An 18,446-nucleotide genomic window follows, 5' to 3' on the forward strand; every position below is an offset into this window, starting at 1 on the left:
GCACGGCGCCGCGCACGGCCTGTTTGGCTTCGTTGACGATGCTCATCGGGCTGCTCCTGCAAGTTCGTCGAGAACGGCGGTGATGGTGCGTTTCGCCAGCTCGATCTTGAAGGCGTTGTCGCGAAGCGGCACGGCGTCGGCGAGTTCCGCCTCGGCGGCGGCGCGGAACGTCTCCGCGTCGGGCTCGCGGCCGCGCAGCGCCTGCTCGGCCTTATGAGCACGCCACGGCTTGTGGGCGACACCGCCGAGCGCGAGCCGCACGTCCTTGATCGTATTGCCCTCGACGTCGAGCGCGGCCGCGACCGACACCAGCGCGAACGCGTAGCTCGACCGATCGCGGACCTTGCGGTAGGTCGAGCGCGCCGCGATCTTCTGCGCCGGCAGTTCGATCGCGGTGATCAGTTCGCCGGGCTGCAGCATCGTCTCGAGGTCGGGTCGATCGCCCGGCAGACGATGCAGTTCGACCAGCGGCAGTGAGCGTTCGCCGCCATTGCCCTGGACATGCACCACCGCATCGAGCGCCGCGAGCGCGACGCTCATATCGGACGGATGCGTCGCGACGCAGGACTTCGATGCGCCGAGGATGGCGTGGTTGCGGTTGAATCCGTCGATCGCATCGCAGCCCTGGCCCGGATGGCGCTTGTTACAGCGCGAGCCGGCGTCGTCGTAGAAATAGGTGCACCGGGTCCGCTGCAGCAGGTTGCCGCCGACCGTCGCCATGTTGCGGATCTGCGCCGAGGCGCCCGCCAGGATCGCGCGCGACAGCACCGGATAGCGGGTGCGCACCGCACGATGCTCGGCGAGCGCGGTGTTGCGCACCGCGGCGCCGATCAGCAGACCGCCATCAGCGCGCTCGGTGATATCCGCCGGCAGACCAGTGATGTCGACCAGCGCGGTCGGGCGCTCGATCGTCTCGCGCATCAGGTCGATGAGATTGGTGCCGCCGCCGAGAAATTTGGTCTGCACGCCGGCGCCGATCCGCAGCGCCTCGGCGACGTCGACCGCCCGGGAATAATCGAAAGGAGTCATTCCGCCGCCTCCGCATAGGTTTCGCTGATGGCATCGATGATGCCGTTATGCGCGCCGCAGCGGCACAGATTGCCGCTCATCCGCTCGCGCACTTCGTCATGGGTGAGCGGGATATTGTCGTCGGCAAGATCATGGGTGACGTGGCTCGGCACGCCGCGCTTCAGTTCGGACGCCATGCCGATTGCAGAGCAGATCTGGCCCGGCGTGCAGTAGCCGCATTGAAAACCGTCATGCTCGATGAACGCCTGCTGCAGCGGATGCAGCCCGTGTTGGTCGGCGAGGCCTTCGATGGTGGTGACGTTGCGCCCGGCATATTGCACGGCGAGCGTCAGGCACGAGACGATGCGTTCGCCGTCGACCAGCACGGTGCAGGCGCCGCAGGCGCCCTGATTGCAGCCCTTCTTGGTGCCGTGCAGATGCAGCGTCTCGCGCAGCAGATCGAGCAGGGACACGCGGGGATCGGAGGGAATGGCGCAGTCGACTCCATTGATCCGGATCGATCCGGCTGATGCAGCACTTCGATCGGCGGTCATGTGGTCTCCTTCGAGGATGTTTTGGTACAAAAGCGCAAACGGCGGCATCCGCCGCATCGCTGCACGGGACGGAGAAAGCGCTAACCGCGAAGCGGCTTATTGGTTCTGGGCCTGGGTTGCTGGCACCGATGCTGCGTAGCCCGGCAGGCATCGATGTGAGATAACGGACCGGCAGCTCCTTATACGGAACGTTGTTCCGTTTATCAAGAGGTATTCTTGTGTCCGAAAAGCCGCCGCCGAAAGGCACGCCGCGGCGGGTCCGCGCGGATGCGCAGCGCAATCTGAAGACGCTGCTCGACGCGGCGCTGGCTGTGTTCGCCACCTCGGGCGTGGATGCCCCGGTGCGCGAGATCGCCGAGAAGGCCGGCGTCGGCGTCGCCACGCTGTACCGCCATTTTCCGCAGCGCTCGGATCTGATCGTGGCGGTGTTTCGCAACGGGGTCGATGCCTGCGCGGAGGCGGCCGCGGAGCTGGCCGCCTCGCATGCGCCGTTCGAAGCGCTCAGCCTCTGGATGCAGCGCTATGTCGACTTCGTGGCCACCAAGCGCGGGCTCGCCGCGGCGCTGTATTCGGGCGACCCGGCCTATGACAGCCTGCCGGCCTATTTCGAGCAGCGACTACGCCCGGCGCTGCAGTCGCTGCTGGATGCGGCCGGCGCGGCCGGCGAAATCCGGCGCGACATCGAGCCGTTCGATCTGCTGAAGGCGGTGGCGCAGCTCTGCACCTCGGCACCCGGCTGCGATCCGGACCATACAAGCCGCATGGTCGCGCTGCTGATCGACGGGCTGCGCTACGGCGCCGGACGCGAGACCCGGCCCGGCAAATAGATCAGTGGGGAGACTTCGGCGGGGAATGACTTCGGCGGGGAAGGCTTCGGTGGAAGGCTTCAGGAGATTGGGCCTATCCGGCGAAGGATGGTGGGCGCGACAGGGATCGAACCTGTGACCCCCTCGATGTCAACGAGGTGCTCTCCCGCTGAGCTACGCGCCCTTGGTCGGCTGTACGGGTGGCGTCCCTATATCGGCTTCGCGCCAGACAGGCAAGGACACCAAAGCAGGATTCAGCGGGGATTTCGGACCGCGATCAGGCGGCCAGCATCTTGTTCACTTCGCTGACCAATTCCCGCAGATGCACAGGCTTGGACAGAACCTTGGCGTTTTTCGGCGCTTCCGAATCGGAATTCAGCGCAACCGCGGCAAACCCGGTGATGAACATGATCTTGATGTCCGGATCGAGCTCCGAGGCGCGGCGCGCCAGTTCGATGCCGTCCATCTCCGGCATCACGATGTCGGTAAGCAGCATTTCAAACGGCTCCTCGCGCAGCCGCTGATAGGCCGACATGCCGTTGTCGAAGGAGGACACCTGGAATCCGGCGTTTTCCAGCGCCTTGACCAGGAACCGGCGCATGTCGTTGTCGTCTTCGGCGAGGAGAATCTTGTGCATGGCTGCTGGCTTTGATCCGGACGGGAGAACTGCGATTCAGTTAGACGCGGTGTTGGTAAATTTCGGGTGAAATTTCCGCCGCGGGGGGTCGCAGATCGGATCAATCCTGCGCCCGATCACCACGGGAAGCAACATTCGAGGCACTTTTCGCGGCGGCGGCCATTAGACCCAACTTGGAATGATTTTGCTTGGCACCGCCGGGGCGAACGCCGACAATCTCGCCGAGACATCATCGCAAGGTTGGGGCAAGCCGGAGGTCAGCGGATTTGACGGACGACGGACAACGATGACCGGGTTCGACGATGAATTCTCGCCCGCGTTCGAGATCGCCGAGCCGGCGGTCTGGCGCGCTCCGATCATTTTCAATTCGCCGCATTCCGGTTCGGTGTATCCGAACGCCTTCCTCAACACATCCCGGATCGACCTCGAGGCGCTGCGGCGCTCCGAAGATTCGTTCATGGACGAGCTGATCGACCACCTGTACGACCATGGGTTCCCGGTGGCCCGGGTGCATTTTCCGCGGTCCTATATCGACGTCAATCGCGAGCCTTACGAGCTCGATCCGCGGATGTTCCACGGCCGGCTGCCGAGCTTCGCCAATACCCGCTCGATGCGGGTCGCCGGCGGGCTGGGCACAATTCCCCGCGTGGTCGGCGACGGCCAGGAGATCTATCGCGAGCGGATTCCGGTCGACGACGCGCTCGGCCGGATCGAGACGCTGTACAAGCCGTATCACCGCGCGCTGCGCCGGCTGATCAACAAGGCCCACCAGACCTGGGGCACGGTGATTCTGGTGGATTGCCATTCGATGCCGTCGGTCGGCGTCGCCCGCGACGAGCCGCGGCGGCCCGACGTGGTGATCGGCGATCGCTACGGCACCAGCTGCGCGCCGCTGATCGCCAGCGTGGTCGAAGAGACGATGGCGGCGCGGGGCTATTCGGTCGGCCGCAACAAACCCTATGCGGGCGGCTTCATCACCGAGCATTACGGCAACCCGTCGAACGGCCTGCACGCCGTGCAGGTCGAACTCAACCGCGCAATCTATATGGACGAGCGGCTGCGCCAGCGCGCCGAGCGCTTCCACCGGGTGGCCGAGGATTTCACGGTGCTGGCCGATGCACTCGCGACGATTCCGCTCGCCGATCTCGGGCCGTTCCAGGCTGCAGCCGAATAGCAGCATCATGCGCCAAGCGTCGCAACGCACGCTGACGCGCCGAACATTGCGCGGGCCTCCGACACGTCGCTGACAAGAACACCTGACAGCCAAGCGGGCCGCAAAAGAAAAAAGGGCCGCTTGCGATAGCAAGCGGCCCAAGTCTAGGGAGGAAACGCCCAAGGAGGGCAGCGATAGCGCAAGGCGCTACCGCACCGCAACAATATGCGACCGCGGCGCACAAAGCGCAAGTGTTTTTGAGCCGTTTTCCATGCAAAAAACGCATGTCAGAGCACCAGATACGCACCGGGGGACGTTCGAATTATTTGAGCCAAATCAATGAGATGAAATCGATTCCCGGGCTTCGGCTGCGACAAAAAAGCCGAGGTTCCCGGTGCAACCCTCGTCGCCCGGCCGAAACCAAACGAACCGATCGCAACGTCATCCGAAAAATGTGAATGACGCTTTCACGGATGGTTCAGCCTCTGGACCGCGCATCATGCGCCATAATAAGTGAGGCGGACGGGCGGGGTTTCAGGCAAGCCTAGGGCCTCGTGCAGTGTAACCCCAGACTGACAAGGATCGCCCGTGACGGTCATCGATTTCGCCGCCTTTATCGGACGCCTCGCGACCTCGTCCGGCGACACCATCCTGCCGTTCTTCCGCACGTCGCTGACGATCGACAACAAGCAGCCGGGGCGTGACTTCGATCCGGTGACCGAGGCCGACCGTGCCGGCGAGGCGGTGATGCGCCGGCTGATCAAGGGCAGCTTCCCGCAGCACGGCATCGTCGGCGAGGAATTCGGCAACGAACGCGAAGACGCCGATTATGTCTGGGTGCTGGACCCGATCGACGGCACCAAATCCTTCATCGCCGGCTTTCCGGTGTGGGGCACGCTGATCGCACTGCTGCACAAGGGCACGCCGGTGTACGGCATGATGCATCAGCCCTTCATCGGCGAACGTTTCTGGGGCGACAACGGTTCGGCATCGTACAAGGGCCCGTCCGGCGAACGCAGGCTCACGGTGCGGCGCTGCGCGACGCTGAAGGACGCGACGCTGTTCACCACCTCGCCGCTGCTGATGAACGACACCGATCGCGCCACCTTCGAGCGGGTGCAGGCCGAGACCCGGCTGACCCGGTTCGGCGGCGACTGTTACTCCTATTGCATGCTGGCAGCGGGGCAGCTCGATCTGGTGATCGAGACCGAGCTGAAGCCCTATGACGTCGCGGCGCTGATCCCGATCATCACCGGCGCCGGCGGCATCATCACCACCTGGGAAGGCCAGCCGGCGCAGAACGGCGGCCGCATCGTCGCCGCCGGCGACAAGCGGGTGCATGAAGCGGCGATGAAATTGTTGAACGCCTGAGGCGATGCGCGCGGATGCCGCGCATCAACAGTTGCGCGGTCGCCGCCAGCTTGCAGGATGCCGGCCTCGATCACAACGTCGATCGATCATTCACTTGCTTCCTTGCGCGGCCGCGACAGCGGGTTCTTGGCGAACTCTTCCGCTGCGATGCGGATCGCCTGCTGTGTGGCGGGGTAGCCGTTGTAGGCGACGAGATTGACCAGCGTCTCGATGATCTCTTCCCGGCTCGCACCAGCGTTCAAGGCGGCGTTGATGTGGACGCGCAAGGGGGTTTCCGTTGTAGCCGAACCGATGGCCGCCAAAGCCGCGCAGGTGCTGAGTTCGCGAGTTTTCAGATCGATGCCCTGGCGGGAGAAAACCTCGCCATAGGCATGTTCGACGATCATGCGCCCGAGGTCCGGTGCGATATCGTCAAAGCTGCGGACCACAGCATCGCCCGATGCGGCCGAGCTTTTCGCAAGCAGAGCCTTCCCCCGCTCCAACCGATCCGTCCGACTCTCCGCATCGACGGGCGTAGGCATGTCGACCTGAAGCGGCTGAACGCCGCGTGCGAAGACGCTCCGGGCCACCGAGAATGCGTTCAGCGCCGCGGGAAATCCACGGTAGACGCTGAGTTGGATGAGAAGCTCGATGAGCTCTTCGCGCGTGACGCCATGGGCGAGCGCGCCGGCCAGATGAAGGCGGAGCGCATCGTTGCGATTGCCGCTGGAGGCGAGCATCGCAACAATCGCGAGCAGCTTTGATCTGAGCTCCAGCCCATCACGGGACAGCGCCTCTCCGAACGCAAAATCGATCGAAAGCTGCGCGAGGTCGGGAGCGGCGGCGGCAAAGCGATCGAAGTAGTCCTGCCCATCGCCGCCAGCAAGCCGGGCGAGCGTGTCCCGTCCGGTCGATCCGCGATCCGCTCCATCGCCTGTCTCAGGCGCGATGGGCTGAAACTTCAGCTCTCGCTCGGCGAATACCGAACGAACGATGCCGACGGCATTGATCGTTGCTGGAAAGCCCAGGATCGCGACCGCTACGAAGAGTAGTTCGACGATCGCCCGGGGCTCGCCGCCCGCATTGAGAAAGCCCGCTATATGAAACTTCAGTTGCGGTTGGGCGCTGCCGTCTGCCAGCAGCATCGAGACGGTGCAGAGCTGCCTTGACGGCAGATCAAGCCCCGGGCGGGATAGCACGTCGCCGTAGGGGTATTCGACGGTGAAGCGTGAAAGGTCCGCGGAGGTTTCCGCCAGAGCATTTATCGGCCCATCGAAGTCCTGGCCTCCGATCCGGCGGAGTATCGCCAGGCCGCGTGAAAACCGATCCTCATGAGTTTCAGGGGCCTCTCGAGTTTCAGGGGTCATGGCTTGGGCACTCCGGCTGATGGAGAAAGAGCCGGCTGCAAGGAAGGCCGTTTCGATGAAGCCTCGGCGAGAGCTGGCATTTTCCCTGTTGTCGGTCTCGGAATCTGGCACTCACGTTCTCCATCGCTGCTATCGGCCCGCTTTCATCGGCGCTGGATCATGCGGAGACGGTTGAGATAAATCCAATTCATTATTAGGATTATCGCGATGAAGAAGATTCATATTGCCAACGTCGATCTCAATCTGCTGGTCGTCTTTGATACCCTCGTGGCAGAACGGCACGCGACGCGCGCGGCCGAGCGAATTGGGCTGACGCAGCCGGCGGTCAGCCATTCGCTCAATCGCCTCCGGGCTCTGTTCGGAGACCCCCTGTTCGTCCGGTCACCACGCGGCATGATGCCGACGCCGCTGGCTCAGGAGATCGCACCACGTGTGCGGTCCATCCTTGAACAGGTTGAGGGCGTCCTGCTTGGCGGGCGCGCGTTCGATCCGACCGAAAGCACTCGGCAATTCGTCCTCGGTCTGTCCGATTATGCTGCTTTCGTGCTTCTGCCACGTCTGACTGCACGGCTCGATCACGAAGCACCAGGCGTTTCTCTGGTGATCCGCAACACGAGCCGCAGCGTTGGCTTACCGATGCTGGACGACGGCGCGGTCGAACTCATCGCAGGCAACTTCCCTCAGCCGCCGAGCCATATGCGCGAAGAACTCCTCTACGAAGAGGACTTCATCTGCGCCGGCCGTCGCGATCACCCTCATCTGGACGAAAGGCTTGACCTCGACCGCTACCTCTCGCTTCGCCATCTTCAGGTTTCGACGAAGGGCAATCCGAGCGGCTATGTCGATGCTGTGCTCACCGAGAGAGGATTGAAAAGAAATGTCGTGGTGACGGTCGGCCACTTCTTGATGGCGCCTTTGCTGGTCGATGCCTCCGACCTCGTGGCGACAGAACCCAGTCGTCTGTTCGCACCGTTGGCCGGGCGGCTACCGCTCCGGCTTTTCCCGCCACCACTGGAGATTCCTCCATTCCGCGTGGTGCAGGTCTGGCACGCACGACACGATGCCGACCCAGGGCATCAATGGCTACGACGGGCGCTCAGTGAAGTCGGTCAAGGGGTTTGAGGGGGCTATGAGAGTCTCCATCTGCGCTCTCGGCCAACGCGGTCGAGATCGAACCGAGCATCCTTCCGACACCCCTTCAACCGACTCGCGTTGATGAAGCTGCTCAACGCATGAGTTGAGCGCGGGGGCGTTCGGTCACTGTCGTGCGGCAAGACCTTCGATCATCGCCCTGAGCGCGGCGCTGCACTCGCCGCAGTCGGCGCCGCCCGCGATCGCAAGCGCGGCGCGGTCGTAGGCGGCTCCCAGGAACTGCGCCGTAGCCTCGACCGGCAGCGGCTTGATCGCACCGGCCTCGATCGCGGCCTGCACGCCCTCGCGCAACGTCCGCACGCCGTGGCGGGCATCGATCGCGTCGACCTCGGCGCGGCCGAGCACCGCCGGCGCCTCGATCAGCAACAGCCGGGTGCGGCCGGGCACGGCCATCGCCGTCAGATAGGCTTCGCCGCCGGCGATCAGCGCTGCGATCGGCGAACCGTCCATCGGCACAGTCTCGATCTCTGCCGCCACTGCAGCGGATTCGGCCTCGATCACCGCCCGGAACAGCGCCTGCTTGTCGACGAAGTGATGATACAGCGCGCCGCGCGTCACGCCTGCGGCCTCGACCAGATCCGGCGTGCCGGTCCCGGAATAACCGCGCGCGATGAAAGCCTCACGCGCGGCCGCGATCAGCGCCGACCGAGTCGTGCTGGAGCGCGCCGGATTGGTGCGTCGCTTGGTCGCTAGCATACATACAGCCTGTATGTTATTAAAACATGCACAGCGTATCTTTATCCGGTCAGGGAGGGAAGGCGATGCAGGCGAGCAGTTTTTACCCCGTGATCATGACGCCGGACGTCAGCGGCACCGCGGCGTTCTACACCGCGCATTTCGGCTTCAGGCCGCTGTTCGAATCCGACTGGTACGTGCACCTGCAGTCGGCCAATGACCCGGGCATCAATCTGGCCGTGCTCGATGGCCAGCACGCCACCGTGCCCGAGGCCGGCCGTGGCCGGGTCTCCGGCCTGATCCTGAATTTCGAGGTCGCCGATCCGGACGCCGAATATGCCCGGCTGCAGGCGGCCGGGCTGCCGATCCTGCTGGCGCTGCGCGACGAGGATTTCGGCCAGCGGCATTTCATCACCGCGGACCCGAACGGCGTGCTGATCGACATCATCAAGCCGATTCCGCCGAATGCGGACTACGCAGCCCAATATGCCGAAGGCGCCGCTGCAACGCAGGCATAAGCACAGCACAACTTGTGCGGACCAGCGCGATCGGCCAATTTGCGCCGGTGTCCGATCCGCTTCTTCTCCTCATCGCTGCAGTGTTCGCGTTCGCCGGCTTCGTCAAGGGAGTCATCGGCCTCGGCCTGCCGACCGTCTCGATCGGCCTGCTCGCGGTGATCATGCCGCCGGCGCAGGCGCTGGCGATCGTGATCGTGCCGGCGATCGTCACCAATATCTGGCAGACCTTCGCGGGCCCCTATCTGCGCGACATCATCCGCCGGCTGTGGCCGCTGATGCTCGGCACCGTGATCGGCATCCGGCTCGGCTCCGGGCTGATGACCGGCCCCTATGCGCGCTACGGCACGCTGGTGCTCGGCGTGCTGCTGGTGATCTACGGCATTCTCGGCCTCAGCCGAACCCGCTTCCACGTCTCCCGCGCCTACGAGAAATGGGTCGGTGGCCCGGTCGGCATCGTCACCGGCGTGGTCTCGGCCGCGACCGGGGTCCAGGTGATCCCGTCGATGCCCTACATGCAGGCGATCGGGATGGAGAAGAACGAACTGGTGCAGGCCCTCGGCGTGTTCTTCACCACGGCGACGCTGGCGCTGGCGTTCAACCTCACCGACGCCGGGCTGCTGTCGGTCGCCACCGCTTTGCCGGGCGCAATCGCGCTGGTCGCGGCCTTCGCCGGCATGTTCGCCGGCCAGGCGGTGCGCAACCGGATGCACCCGGATGTCTTTCGGCGCTGGTTCCTGATCTCGATCACCGGGCTCGGCTGCTATCTGTTCGCCGAGACCCTGGTGCGGATGCTCGGCTGATCAGCGCGTCTGCATCAGCGCGACGCGCAGGCCGAGCGCGACGAACAGCGCGCCGAGGCCGCGATTGATCCATTGCAGCACCCTGCCCGAACGGCGCAGCCGATCCGAGGCGCGCGCCGCGAACGCCGCCAGCGCCAGGCAATACAGCGTGCCGTTGGCGACGAAGATCAGCCCGAGCAGCAGGAACGCCAGCGCTTTGTGCGGCGCCGCCGCATCGACGAATTGCGGCAGGAAGGCGAGGAAGAACAGCGCCACTTTCGGATTGAGCGCGTTGGTCAGCATGCCCTGGCGGAACACCTGCGCGGGCCGCAGCGACGGCGCATCGACAGACGCCGCAAAGCCGGTGGCGCGCGACAGCATCATGCCGATGCCGAGCCAGATCAGATAGGCGGCGCCGATCAGCTTGACCGCGGTGAAGGCCAGCGTCGAGGCCATCAGCAGCGCCGACAGCCCGACCGCCGCAGCCGTGACATGCACCAGGCAGCCGGCGCTGACGCCGAGCGCCGCCGCCGCACCGCCGCGCCAGCCGAACTGCAGCCCGCGACCGACAATGAACGCCGTGTCCGGCCCCGGCGTGACATTGAGTAGCAGCCCGGAGGCGACGAACAGCCAGAAGTCGTGAATGCCGAGCATTCGTTTGTGCCTGCGCGAAGGGAAATGGCGGTCGATCTCGACCGGAATCGGCGCGCCGGTCAAGCCGGTCCGCACGCGGAAAAACTCGGTACGCCACAGCGCCCGCCGGAGACAAAAGAACGCCTTGTTAAGATGATCGAAACCGTAACGAGGCCTCCTGACCAGGGGCATTTTCGAGCCGACGGGATCCGACCACGCATGACGAAAACCGGCAACAGGCTGACACGCGTCGCGGCGATGACACTGCTGGGTGCCGCGCTGCAGACAAACGCCGCCCAGGCGCAGAGCCCGTTCGACGTGTTCAACCTCTTCACCGGCGCCTTGCCGGACAAGACGCCCGCCGCGCCCGCCGCCCCGCGCCCGGCCAACGTCACCGCGCAGACGCCGAGCGCGCCGCCGCCCGGCAACGGCAGCGCGCGGCCCGCCGTGCAACCTTGGAGCGGCGAGGACGGCGGATCCGGACATCCGCTGATGACCGCGCAGGCGATCCGCGAGGCCGCCGCGAATTTCGACAATTGCGTCGCCTCGATGTGGCCCGACGCCCAGCGCCGCCGCATCTCGCGCGAGAGTTTCGAGCGCTACACCGCCGGGCTGTCGCCCGATCTGCGACTGATGGATCTGATGGATTCGCAGCCGGAATTCACCAAGTCGATCTGGGACTATCTCGACATCCTGGTGAACGACAATCGCCTGGCGAGGGGCCGCGAGATCCTCGCGCAATACAAGCCGCAATTCGACGCCGTGGAGCGCGCCACCGGCGTCGACCGCTACATCATTGCTTCCATCTGGGGCATCGAGTCCAACTACTCGACCCAGATGGGCGACCGCTACGTGGTGAACTCGACCGCGACGCTGGCCTGCGTCGGGCGCCGGCAGAAATACTTCAAGGACGAATTCATCACCGCGCTGGAGATCCTGCATCGCGGCGATCTGCGCCCCGAGCAGTTGCGCGGCTCGTGGGCCGGCGCGTTCGGGCCGACGCAATTCATGCCGACCGCGTTCAAGCGCTTCGCCGTCGACGCCGACGGCGACGGCCGCCGCGACGTCGTCGACAATCCGTTCGACCTGATCGCCTCGACCGCCAACAATCTGAAGAAGGACGGCTGGCAGCCGGGCGCGACCTGGGGCTACGAAGTCGCGATGCCGCGCGGCTTCGACTACATGATGGCCGACCGCAAGCAGATGCTGACGCTGGCGCAATGGGAGCAGATGGGCGTCAAGCGGCCGAACGGTCAGCCGTTTCCACGCGCCACCGACAAGGCCTATCTCTTGGCGCCCGCCGGCGCCGAAGGCCCCGGCTTCCTGATGCTGACCAATTTCCGCGTCATCATGAAGTACAACCCCGCCGAAGCCTATGCGCTGGCGATCGGCCATTTCGCCGACCGCCTGCGCGGCGGCCCGCCCTTCGTCCAGCCCTGGCCCCGCCACGAACGCGTGCTGTCCCGCAGCGAACGCCTCGAACTGCAGCAACTCCTCGCCCAGCGCGGCTTCTACCGCGGCACCCCGGACGGCCAGTTCGGCAGCCTGACGCGGGAGGGCCTGCGCAACTTCCAGGCCTCGATCGGCGCACCCGCGGACGGATTCGCGACGGGGGATATGCTGGAGAAGTTGAGGGGACGCTGAGCGACGTCGGACGCGGGGGCCACCCTCGTCAAGGCCTGGCAAAAATCCCGGCCGTCATCCTGAGAGGCTGACCGAAAAAGCGGCGGCAAAATCAAGCGCTGTTGTGGATCTCTCGTTTTGCGATTGAATTCCGTCATGGCCGGGCTTGTCCCGGCCATCCACGCCTTTCTCGCGGCTTCCGCTGCAAGACGTGGATGCCCGGCACAAGGCCGGGCATGACGAGTTGAAGCGAAAGTGCATGATTTCATTGACCGCGTTTTCGGTCAGACTCTGACGTGCACGCTCTTGCGGACCTCGTAGGGTGGCCGCGGCACCGTCCGCGCGGCCGCATCCTTCGAGGCTCGCTTCGCTCGCTCCTCAGAGCCTGACCGAAAATACAGGGCGCAAATTCAAGGCCCTATCCCCGTCATTGCGAGCGAAGCGAAGCAATCCAGTGCGCCGAACACAGGAGTCTGGATTGCTTCGTCGCTTCGCTCCTCGCAAAGACGAACTCAAGTGCCTGATCTTGTTGCTCTCATTCCGAGTCAGACTCTCAGGATGACGAAGCTGTGCGCAATCGAGATGACCTGCAGACTATCAGGTCACTAACTGGCCGGCTTGTCCCGCCAATGACGGATTTCAGGACCGGGTGCCAATCGAATTGATAGCAGGAATCGGGTGGTTCCTCGCCTTCGTTGTTGACAAAACTCCCGTCGCGGGCCCTACTGATTGCATGATCAACTGCGCCGCTCATCGCAACAATAAATACCGCGCCTCCTTCGGGGCCGGGGATGCACGCGCGCGCTAGATCGACAGACGCAGTTCGCGATCACCCAAACCCCGCCGGTTTCGACGGGGTTTTTTGTTGCGCTCCGTCGGCCGGCTCCTCTTGAAGGAGACACGACGATGGAGACCGAATCCGAGCCGCCCAGCGGGCTGTGGCTGCCGCTGATCACGCCGTTTCGCGACGGCGCGCTCGACGCAGCCTCTCTGCGCCGGCTGATCGCCCACTATGCGCGCCAGCCGATCGACGGGTTGATCCTCGCCGCCACCACCGGCGAGGGCCTGACGCTCGATGACGACGAAGTCGAGCAACTGGTGATGCTGACGGCCGAGGCGCTGGCCTGGACCGGCCGCAAGCTGCCGGTGTGGCTCGGCCTGTGCGGCAGCGACACCCGCAAGATGGTGCGGACGCAGGCGCGCACCGCGAACTGGCCGGTCGACGGCTACCTGATCGCCACGCCGTACTACTCGCGGCCGTCGCAACAGGGGCTGGTGCTGCACTTCGAGGCGCTGTCGGACGCAACCAGCCGGCCGATCATGATCTACAACATCCCCTATCGAACGGGCGTCAATCTCGGCAACGCCGCGATGCTGCGGCTGGCCGGGCGCCGCAACATCGTCGGCGTCAAGGATTGCTGTGGCGATACGGGGCAGACCGTCGAGCTGCTGCACGACAGGCCGCGCGGCTTTGCGGTGCTGAGCGGCGAGGATGCGCTGTATTTCGGCGCGCTGGTGCGCGGCTGCGACGGCGCGGTGCTGGCCTCGGCGCATGTCGAGACCGAGACCTTCGGCGCGGTGCGGCAGCGCGTCCTGGCCGACGACCGGCTCGGCGCCTCGATCGCGTGGCAGCGGCTCGCCGAGGTGCCGCGGCTGTTGTTCGCCGAGCCCTCGCCGGCGGCGCTGAAGCACTGGCTGTGGCGGCTGGGACTGATCGACAGCCCGGAATTGCGGCTGCCGCTGACGGCCGTCGGCGACGGCCTCGCGAACGCCATCGATGCCCGGCTTTCCGCTGCGAAAGCCGGCCCTTGACGGCGGCGGCTGGAGGCCCGCCTATGCGTCACGAAGGCTGCCCGGTTGCGGCCCGAATCCGCTAGTATAGGCGGTGTTCCTGTTCCCGATGCGAGCGCGCGACGCGGATGTCCGACAAGCCGAAAACCCTGCTGGGCCTGCTGAGCGCGCGCGGAGCGCTGCTGGCGGTCGCAGCCCTGCTGCTGGTCGGCATCGCCGGGCCGGCCTCGGCGCAGTTCTTCGGCTTCGGCGGCCCGCCGCAGCAACCGCCACGCCCGCCGCGCGGCGTCGGCGGCTACAACGGTGGCGGCGGCGGCGGCGGCTTCTTCGGCAGCGACGTGTTCGCGCCGTTCCAGCACCAGGCGCCGAAGCGCGCGCCGGTGCGCGAGGATTATTCCCGCGCGCCCGCGCCGGACAAGCGCGACCAGGCGGTGCAGCCCGAGCGCAACGTCGTGGTGCTCGGCGACGCGATGGCCGACTGGCTCGCTTACGGCCTCGAACAGGCCTATGCCGAGCAGCCCGACATGGGCGTGATCCGCAAGCACAAGACCGTCTCCGGCCTGCTGCGCTACCAGCCCAAGGGCGAGCCGTCCGACTGGGCAGCGGCCGCCAGGGACATCCTCGCCGCCGAGAACCCGGACGCGATCGTGGTGATGCTCGGCCTCAGCGACCGCGTCCCGATCGCCGAACCGGCGGCCGAGAAGGACAAGAAGAAGGATGGCAAGGGCAAGCCGGACGACGCCGACGGCGCCGCCAAGCCGAATGCGAAGCCGGACGACAAGGCGGCGGATGCCGACGATGCGGACGATGACGACGATCCGCTGCGGATCATGACGCCGGAGAAGGGCAAGCGCGCCGGCAACGGCACGGCCCAGTTCCGCGATGATCGCTGGATCGAGCTCTACAACAGGAAGCTCGAGGAAATGATCGCGGTGCTCAAGACCAAGGGCGTGCCGGTGCTGTGGGTCGGCCTGCCCGCGGTGCGCGGCACCAAATCGACCTCGGACGCGCAGTTCCTCAACGCGCTGTTTCGCGATGCCGCCGGCAAGGCCGGGATCACTTATGTCGACGTCTGGGACGGCTTCGTCGACGAGGCCGGGCGCTATGTGCTGCAGGGCCCCGACTTCGAGGGCCAGACGCGCCGGCTGCGCTCCTATGACGGCGTATATTTCACCAAGTCCGGCGCCCGCAAGCTGGCGCATTATGTCGAGCGCGAGATCGCCCGCCTGCTCGCCGCACGTTCCGGGCCGATCGCCTTGCCGACCGATCCCGGCACGCCGGATGCAAACGCCAAGCCGGATGGTCCGGCGCCGCGGCCGATCGCAGGCCCGATCATGCCGCTGGTGGCCTCGTCGGTCTCGACCGAACGACTGCTCGGCGGCCCCGGCGTCGCGCCGGCGCCGGTCGATGCGCTGGTCGCGCGCACGCTGACGAAGGGCGAACCGCTCGCCGCCCCGGCCGGCCGCGCCGACGACTACGCCTGGCCGCGCCGCGAGATCGTGGTCGAACGCGCGCAGGAGCCGCCGCCGCCGAAGGAGCCGCCGAAGAGCGCGGTGCCGGTGGCGAGCACGACGCCGGGCGGCGCTGCGCCGGCCGCCGCCGCCCAGCCGCAACCGCAGAAGCGCGTCGCCCGCGCCGCGCCGCCGCCACCGCCGCCCGCCGCCTCCGGCTTCTTCGGCTTCGCGCCGGCGCCGCAGCAGCCGCAGACCCGCCGCGCACCGCCGCCGACCGCATCGGGCTTCTTCTCGATCTTCCGCTGATCCAGCGCGACGCGATCACCGACGAGCGTTCAACGCGCCCACACACCCGCCCCTCATGGTGAGGAGCCCGGCATCGCGTAGCGAAGCCGGGCGTCTCGAACCATGAGGCGGCAGGGGCCGCGCCGCCATCCTTCGAGATGCGCGCAAGCGCGCTCCTCAGAGCCTGACTCAAAATGAGAGCAACAATATCAGGCGCTTCAGTTCGTCTTTGCGAGGAGCGAAGCGACGAAGCAATCCAGACTCTTGTGCTCGGCGCACTGGATTGCTTCGCTTCGCTCGCAATGACGGGGATAGGGCGTTGATTTGGCGGCCCGCATGTCAGGATGAGGCCGAAGCTGTTGCGCTACAAAATCAGCCCGCCGTCGACCACCAGCGTCTGGCCGAGCACGTAGGACGACAGCGGCGAGGCGAGAAACAATGCGGCGCCGGCCATCTCCTGCGGCGTGCCGAGCCGCTTCATCGGGATGCCTTCGATCGCGCCGGCGAGCCGTGCCGGATTGGCGGTGGTGACCTTGGTCATCTTGGTATCGACCAGTCCGGGCGCGATGCCGTTGACGCGGATGCCGTCCTCGGCCCAGGCCTGCGCCAGCGTCCGCGTCAGCCCCATCGCGCCGGTCTTCGACGCGTTGTAGGCCGGGTTGCCCTTGGTGGCGTGGAACGCCGCGGTCGACGACACGATGATCAGCTTGCCGCCGGAGGATTTCAGCAGCGGATGGAATTTGCCCGCGCAGGCCATCAGGCTGATCAGATTGACTTCCATCACGTGGCGGAAGCCGTCCATCGCGAACTCGCCGCGGCGATAGATCACCGCGCCCTGCGCCAGCACCAGCACGTCCAGCCGCTCCAGCGGCGGCGCGAACGCCTCGATCGCCTGCGGCTTGCTGACGTCGAGCTGCGCGTAAGTCAGCCCGTCGAAATCGCTGCCGTCCTCGGGCGCGTAGTCGGTCGTTTGCGCCCGGGTGCCGGTGACGCAGACTTTCGCGCCGCGGGCGCGAAACGCCTGCGCGATGCCGTTGCCGATGCCGCTCGAGCCGCCGACGATCAGCATCTGCTGGCCGCCAAAATCGAGATCGTTCATCGCGGTTTCTCCCTTGTTGTCGTGTCGCGGCTCTGACGGCGCGCGTTTGACCTGTGTCCCAATCGATGCGAGCCTTGTCAATCGGAGCCGGACCGCGACGTGGTCCGCGCAATTCCGCAACAAGAAACAACCGGAGGAAACCGATGAGCTACAAACCCCTGAGCCGTTCCGTCAAAGGCCTGCGCGTGCTGGTCACCGGGGCCGCGAGCGGCATGGGCCGCGCCACCGCGCATGTGTTCGCCGACGAAGGCGCGCGCGTCGCCGTCACCGACGTGACGCTCGAGGCCGCGCAGCCGGTGGCCGATGCGATCAAAGCGCGCGGCGGCGACGCGACCGCATACGCGCTCGATGTCGGTGATGGGGGCGCGATCAGGACAGGCGTCGAAGCGATCGCGCAGGCGCTCGGCGGGCTCGACATCGTCATCAACAATGCCGGAATCTCGGTGCGGCTGGCGATCGACGACGACGGCTACGATGCCGGCTGGGACCGCGCATTGAACGTGATGCTGAGCGCGCATCCGCGCGTGATCCGCGCCGCGCTGCCATATCTGCGCAAATCAGCCAGCCCGCGCATCGTCAACATCGCCTCCACCGAAGCGCTCGGCGCCACTGCCGGCCACAGCGCGTACTCGGCCGCCAAAGCCGGCGTCACGGGTCTGACGCGTTCGCTCGCGGTCGAGCTCGGCCCCGAAGGCATCACCGTCAACTGCATCTGCCCGGGCCCGATCACCACCGCAATGACCGGCCGCATCAGCGACGACCACAAGCAGAAATACGCGAGGCGCCGCACCGCGCTGCACCGCTACGGCGACCCGGAAGAAGTCGCCCACATGACGCTGAGCCTGTGCCTGCCGGCCGCGTCGTTTCTCACCGGCGTGGTGATTCCGGTCGACGGGGGATTGATGGCAAGGAATGCGTGAGGGGCGCGGACCGTGCGCGCCGGCTCACTGCTGCGCGACCACCAGCCAATGCATCGCCAGCATGGCGCCGAACAGGCCGGTCAAGGCGAAGCCGGCGACGAACCCGACCAGCAGGCCGAGCTTGAAGCCGCTCTGCCGGCCGTGCATCGCGCGGATATATTCGCGGCGGGTTTCGGGGCGGGCCTGCCAGGCGGCGGCTTCTTCCACGCTGAGGTGGCGGTGGTCGAGCACGTCGAGGTCGCCGGCGATCTTCAGCAGCGTCTGCAGATCGTCCGCCGCCGGCGCGGCGAGGTCGGCGCGCAGGCCGTCGAGCACCGTCTTCGCGGTGGAGCGCTCGGGCGCGGACGGATCAGGATCTTCAGTCATGGCTTGCTTACGCCCCCTCGACCAATCGTCTCAGGCTACGCCAGGACGGAGTGAGGTAGAAGCCGACTTTCGATAGGGACAGCCGTCGCGCCGTCACCAGTAGTCATCCCCACGCAGGCGGGGATCCAAAGGCGAGGACCGGTCGACACCGGCGCTCTGGCATCCTGGGTCGCCCGATCGAGTCGGGCGATGACGCAGCAAGTGAGGCAAGCGCTTCTGGCACCAATCTGGACGGATCGAGCGCAGCAAAGCCCATTCACAAGCACGACGTCATTG

The 18,446-nt window shown here is 66.1% G+C and carries 18 protein-coding genes and 1 tRNA gene; 10 read left to right on the forward strand and 9 right to left on the reverse strand.

The genetic code is table 11. The annotated features are described in order from the left end of the window. Positions 1-42 precede the first annotated feature (42 nt). Positions 43-1,029, reverse strand: a complete 987-nt coding sequence (locus ACTZWT_RS13985) for an FAD binding domain-containing protein (protein WP_444770275.1) — start codon at positions 1,027-1,029, stop codon at positions 43-45. Beyond that, positions 1,026-1,562 carry a 2Fe-2S iron-sulfur cluster-binding protein gene (locus tag ACTZWT_RS13990; RefSeq protein WP_444770276.1) on the reverse strand — a complete coding sequence of 179 codons (537 nt, stop codon included), beginning with the start codon at positions 1,560-1,562 and terminating at the stop codon, positions 1,026-1,028. Before ACTZWT_RS13990 ends, ACTZWT_RS13985 begins: the two co-directional genes overlap by 4 nt. 218 nt (positions 1,563-1,780) lie before the next feature. Between ACTZWT_RS13990 and ACTZWT_RS13995 the strand changes: the two genes are divergently transcribed. Further along, a complete protein-coding gene (locus tag ACTZWT_RS13995) occupies positions 1,781-2,389 on the forward strand; it encodes a TetR/AcrR family transcriptional regulator (RefSeq protein WP_444770277.1) in 609 nt (202 codons plus the stop codon). 88 nt (positions 2,390-2,477) lie between these two features. On the opposite strand, the gene ACTZWT_RS14000 is transcribed toward ACTZWT_RS13995, so the two are convergent. Further along, positions 2,478-2,552 (reverse strand) — tRNA-Val (locus ACTZWT_RS14000). Between the two features lie 93 nt (positions 2,553-2,645). Beyond that, positions 2,646-3,005, reverse strand: coding sequence for a cell cycle two-component system response regulator CpdR (gene cpdR / locus ACTZWT_RS14005; protein ID WP_011443381.1), 360 nt, complete (start codon positions 3,003-3,005; stop codon positions 2,646-2,648). 286 nt (positions 3,006-3,291) lie between these two features. Here cpdR and ACTZWT_RS14010 point away from each other — a divergent pair, with 286 nt between their 5' ends. Next, positions 3,292-4,179 (forward strand): N-formylglutamate amidohydrolase, encoded by an 888-nt coding sequence (locus ACTZWT_RS14010; protein ID WP_444770278.1) that lies wholly within the window; start codon positions 3,292-3,294, stop codon positions 4,177-4,179. 567 nt (positions 4,180-4,746) lie between these two features. Continuing rightward, positions 4,747-5,529 carry a histidinol-phosphatase gene (gene hisN / locus ACTZWT_RS14015; protein WP_444770279.1) on the forward strand — a complete coding sequence of 261 codons (783 nt, stop codon included), beginning with the start codon at positions 4,747-4,749 and terminating at the stop codon, positions 5,527-5,529. A gap of 86 nt (positions 5,530-5,615) precedes the next feature. On the opposite strand, the gene ACTZWT_RS14020 is transcribed toward hisN, so the two are convergent. After that, positions 5,616-6,986 carry a carboxymuconolactone decarboxylase family protein gene (locus ACTZWT_RS14020; protein WP_444770280.1) on the reverse strand — a complete coding sequence of 457 codons (1,371 nt, stop codon included), beginning with the start codon at positions 6,984-6,986 and terminating at the stop codon, positions 5,616-5,618. 96 nt (positions 6,987-7,082) lie between these two features. Between ACTZWT_RS14020 and ACTZWT_RS14025 the strand changes: the two genes are divergently transcribed. Beyond that, positions 7,083-7,997, forward strand: a complete 915-nt coding sequence (locus ACTZWT_RS14025) for a LysR family transcriptional regulator (protein WP_444770281.1) — start codon at positions 7,083-7,085, stop codon at positions 7,995-7,997. 135 nt (positions 7,998-8,132) lie between these two features. Here ACTZWT_RS14025 and ACTZWT_RS14030 read toward each other — a convergent pair whose 3' ends face one another. Further along, complete coding sequence (locus ACTZWT_RS14030; RefSeq protein WP_444770282.1) at positions 8,133-8,723, reverse strand: TetR/AcrR family transcriptional regulator; 591 nt, start codon at positions 8,721-8,723, stop codon at positions 8,133-8,135. Positions 8,724-8,788: 65 nt separating this feature from the next. Between ACTZWT_RS14030 and ACTZWT_RS14035 the strand changes: the two genes are divergently transcribed. Then, positions 8,789-9,220, forward strand: a complete 432-nt coding sequence (locus tag ACTZWT_RS14035) for a VOC family protein (RefSeq protein WP_444770283.1) — start codon at positions 8,789-8,791, stop codon at positions 9,218-9,220. A 47-nt stretch (positions 9,221-9,267) separates the two neighbouring features. Further along, positions 9,268-10,020: a sulfite exporter TauE/SafE family protein gene (locus ACTZWT_RS14040; RefSeq protein WP_444770284.1), complete on the forward strand. Its 753-nt coding sequence runs from the start codon at positions 9,268-9,270 to the stop codon at positions 10,018-10,020. On the opposite strand, the gene ACTZWT_RS14045 is transcribed toward ACTZWT_RS14040, so the two are convergent. Next, positions 10,021-10,653: a LysE family translocator gene (locus tag ACTZWT_RS14045; protein ID WP_444770309.1), complete on the reverse strand. Its 633-nt coding sequence runs from the start codon at positions 10,651-10,653 to the stop codon at positions 10,021-10,023. A 198-nt stretch (positions 10,654-10,851) separates the two neighbouring features. Between ACTZWT_RS14045 and ACTZWT_RS14050 the strand changes: the two genes are divergently transcribed. The 3 genes from ACTZWT_RS14050 to ACTZWT_RS14060 all read left to right on the forward strand — a co-directional run bounded on the left by ACTZWT_RS14050 (position 10,852) and on the right by ACTZWT_RS14060 (position 15,806). Continuing rightward, positions 10,852-12,276: a lytic murein transglycosylase gene (locus tag ACTZWT_RS14050; RefSeq protein ID WP_444770285.1), complete on the forward strand. Its 1,425-nt coding sequence runs from the start codon at positions 10,852-10,854 to the stop codon at positions 12,274-12,276. 885 nt (positions 12,277-13,161) lie between these two features. Next, the gene (gene dapA, locus ACTZWT_RS14055; RefSeq protein ID WP_444770286.1) at positions 13,162-14,067 is read left to right on the forward strand and encodes a 4-hydroxy-tetrahydrodipicolinate synthase; all 906 of its coding nucleotides are present in this window, start codon (positions 13,162-13,164) and stop codon (positions 14,065-14,067) included. A gap of 107 nt (positions 14,068-14,174) precedes the next feature. Then, positions 14,175-15,806, forward strand: a complete 1,632-nt coding sequence (locus ACTZWT_RS14060) for an SGNH/GDSL hydrolase family protein (RefSeq protein ID WP_444770287.1) — start codon at positions 14,175-14,177, stop codon at positions 15,804-15,806. Positions 15,807-16,149: 343 nt separating this feature from the next. On the opposite strand, the gene ACTZWT_RS14065 is transcribed toward ACTZWT_RS14060, so the two are convergent. Continuing rightward, positions 16,150-16,884, reverse strand: a complete 735-nt coding sequence (locus ACTZWT_RS14065) for an SDR family NAD(P)-dependent oxidoreductase (RefSeq protein ID WP_444770288.1) — start codon at positions 16,882-16,884, stop codon at positions 16,150-16,152. A 143-nt stretch (positions 16,885-17,027) separates the two neighbouring features. Here ACTZWT_RS14065 and ACTZWT_RS14070 point away from each other — a divergent pair, with 143 nt between their 5' ends. Continuing rightward, positions 17,028-17,804: an SDR family NAD(P)-dependent oxidoreductase gene (locus ACTZWT_RS14070; protein WP_444770289.1), complete on the forward strand. Its 777-nt coding sequence runs from the start codon at positions 17,028-17,030 to the stop codon at positions 17,802-17,804. Between the two features lie 24 nt (positions 17,805-17,828). Here the strand turns inward: ACTZWT_RS14070 and ACTZWT_RS14075 are convergent, their stop codons facing one another. Beyond that, the gene (locus ACTZWT_RS14075; RefSeq protein WP_444770290.1) at positions 17,829-18,170 is read right to left on the reverse strand and encodes a hypothetical protein; all 342 of its coding nucleotides are present in this window, start codon (positions 18,168-18,170) and stop codon (positions 17,829-17,831) included. Between the last annotated feature and the right edge of the window lie 276 nt (positions 18,171-18,446).

Origin of the sequence: Rhodopseudomonas sp. NSM (assembly GCF_052445935.1) — a bacterium.
Classification (GTDB): domain Bacteria; phylum Pseudomonadota; class Alphaproteobacteria; order Rhizobiales; family Xanthobacteraceae; genus Rhodopseudomonas.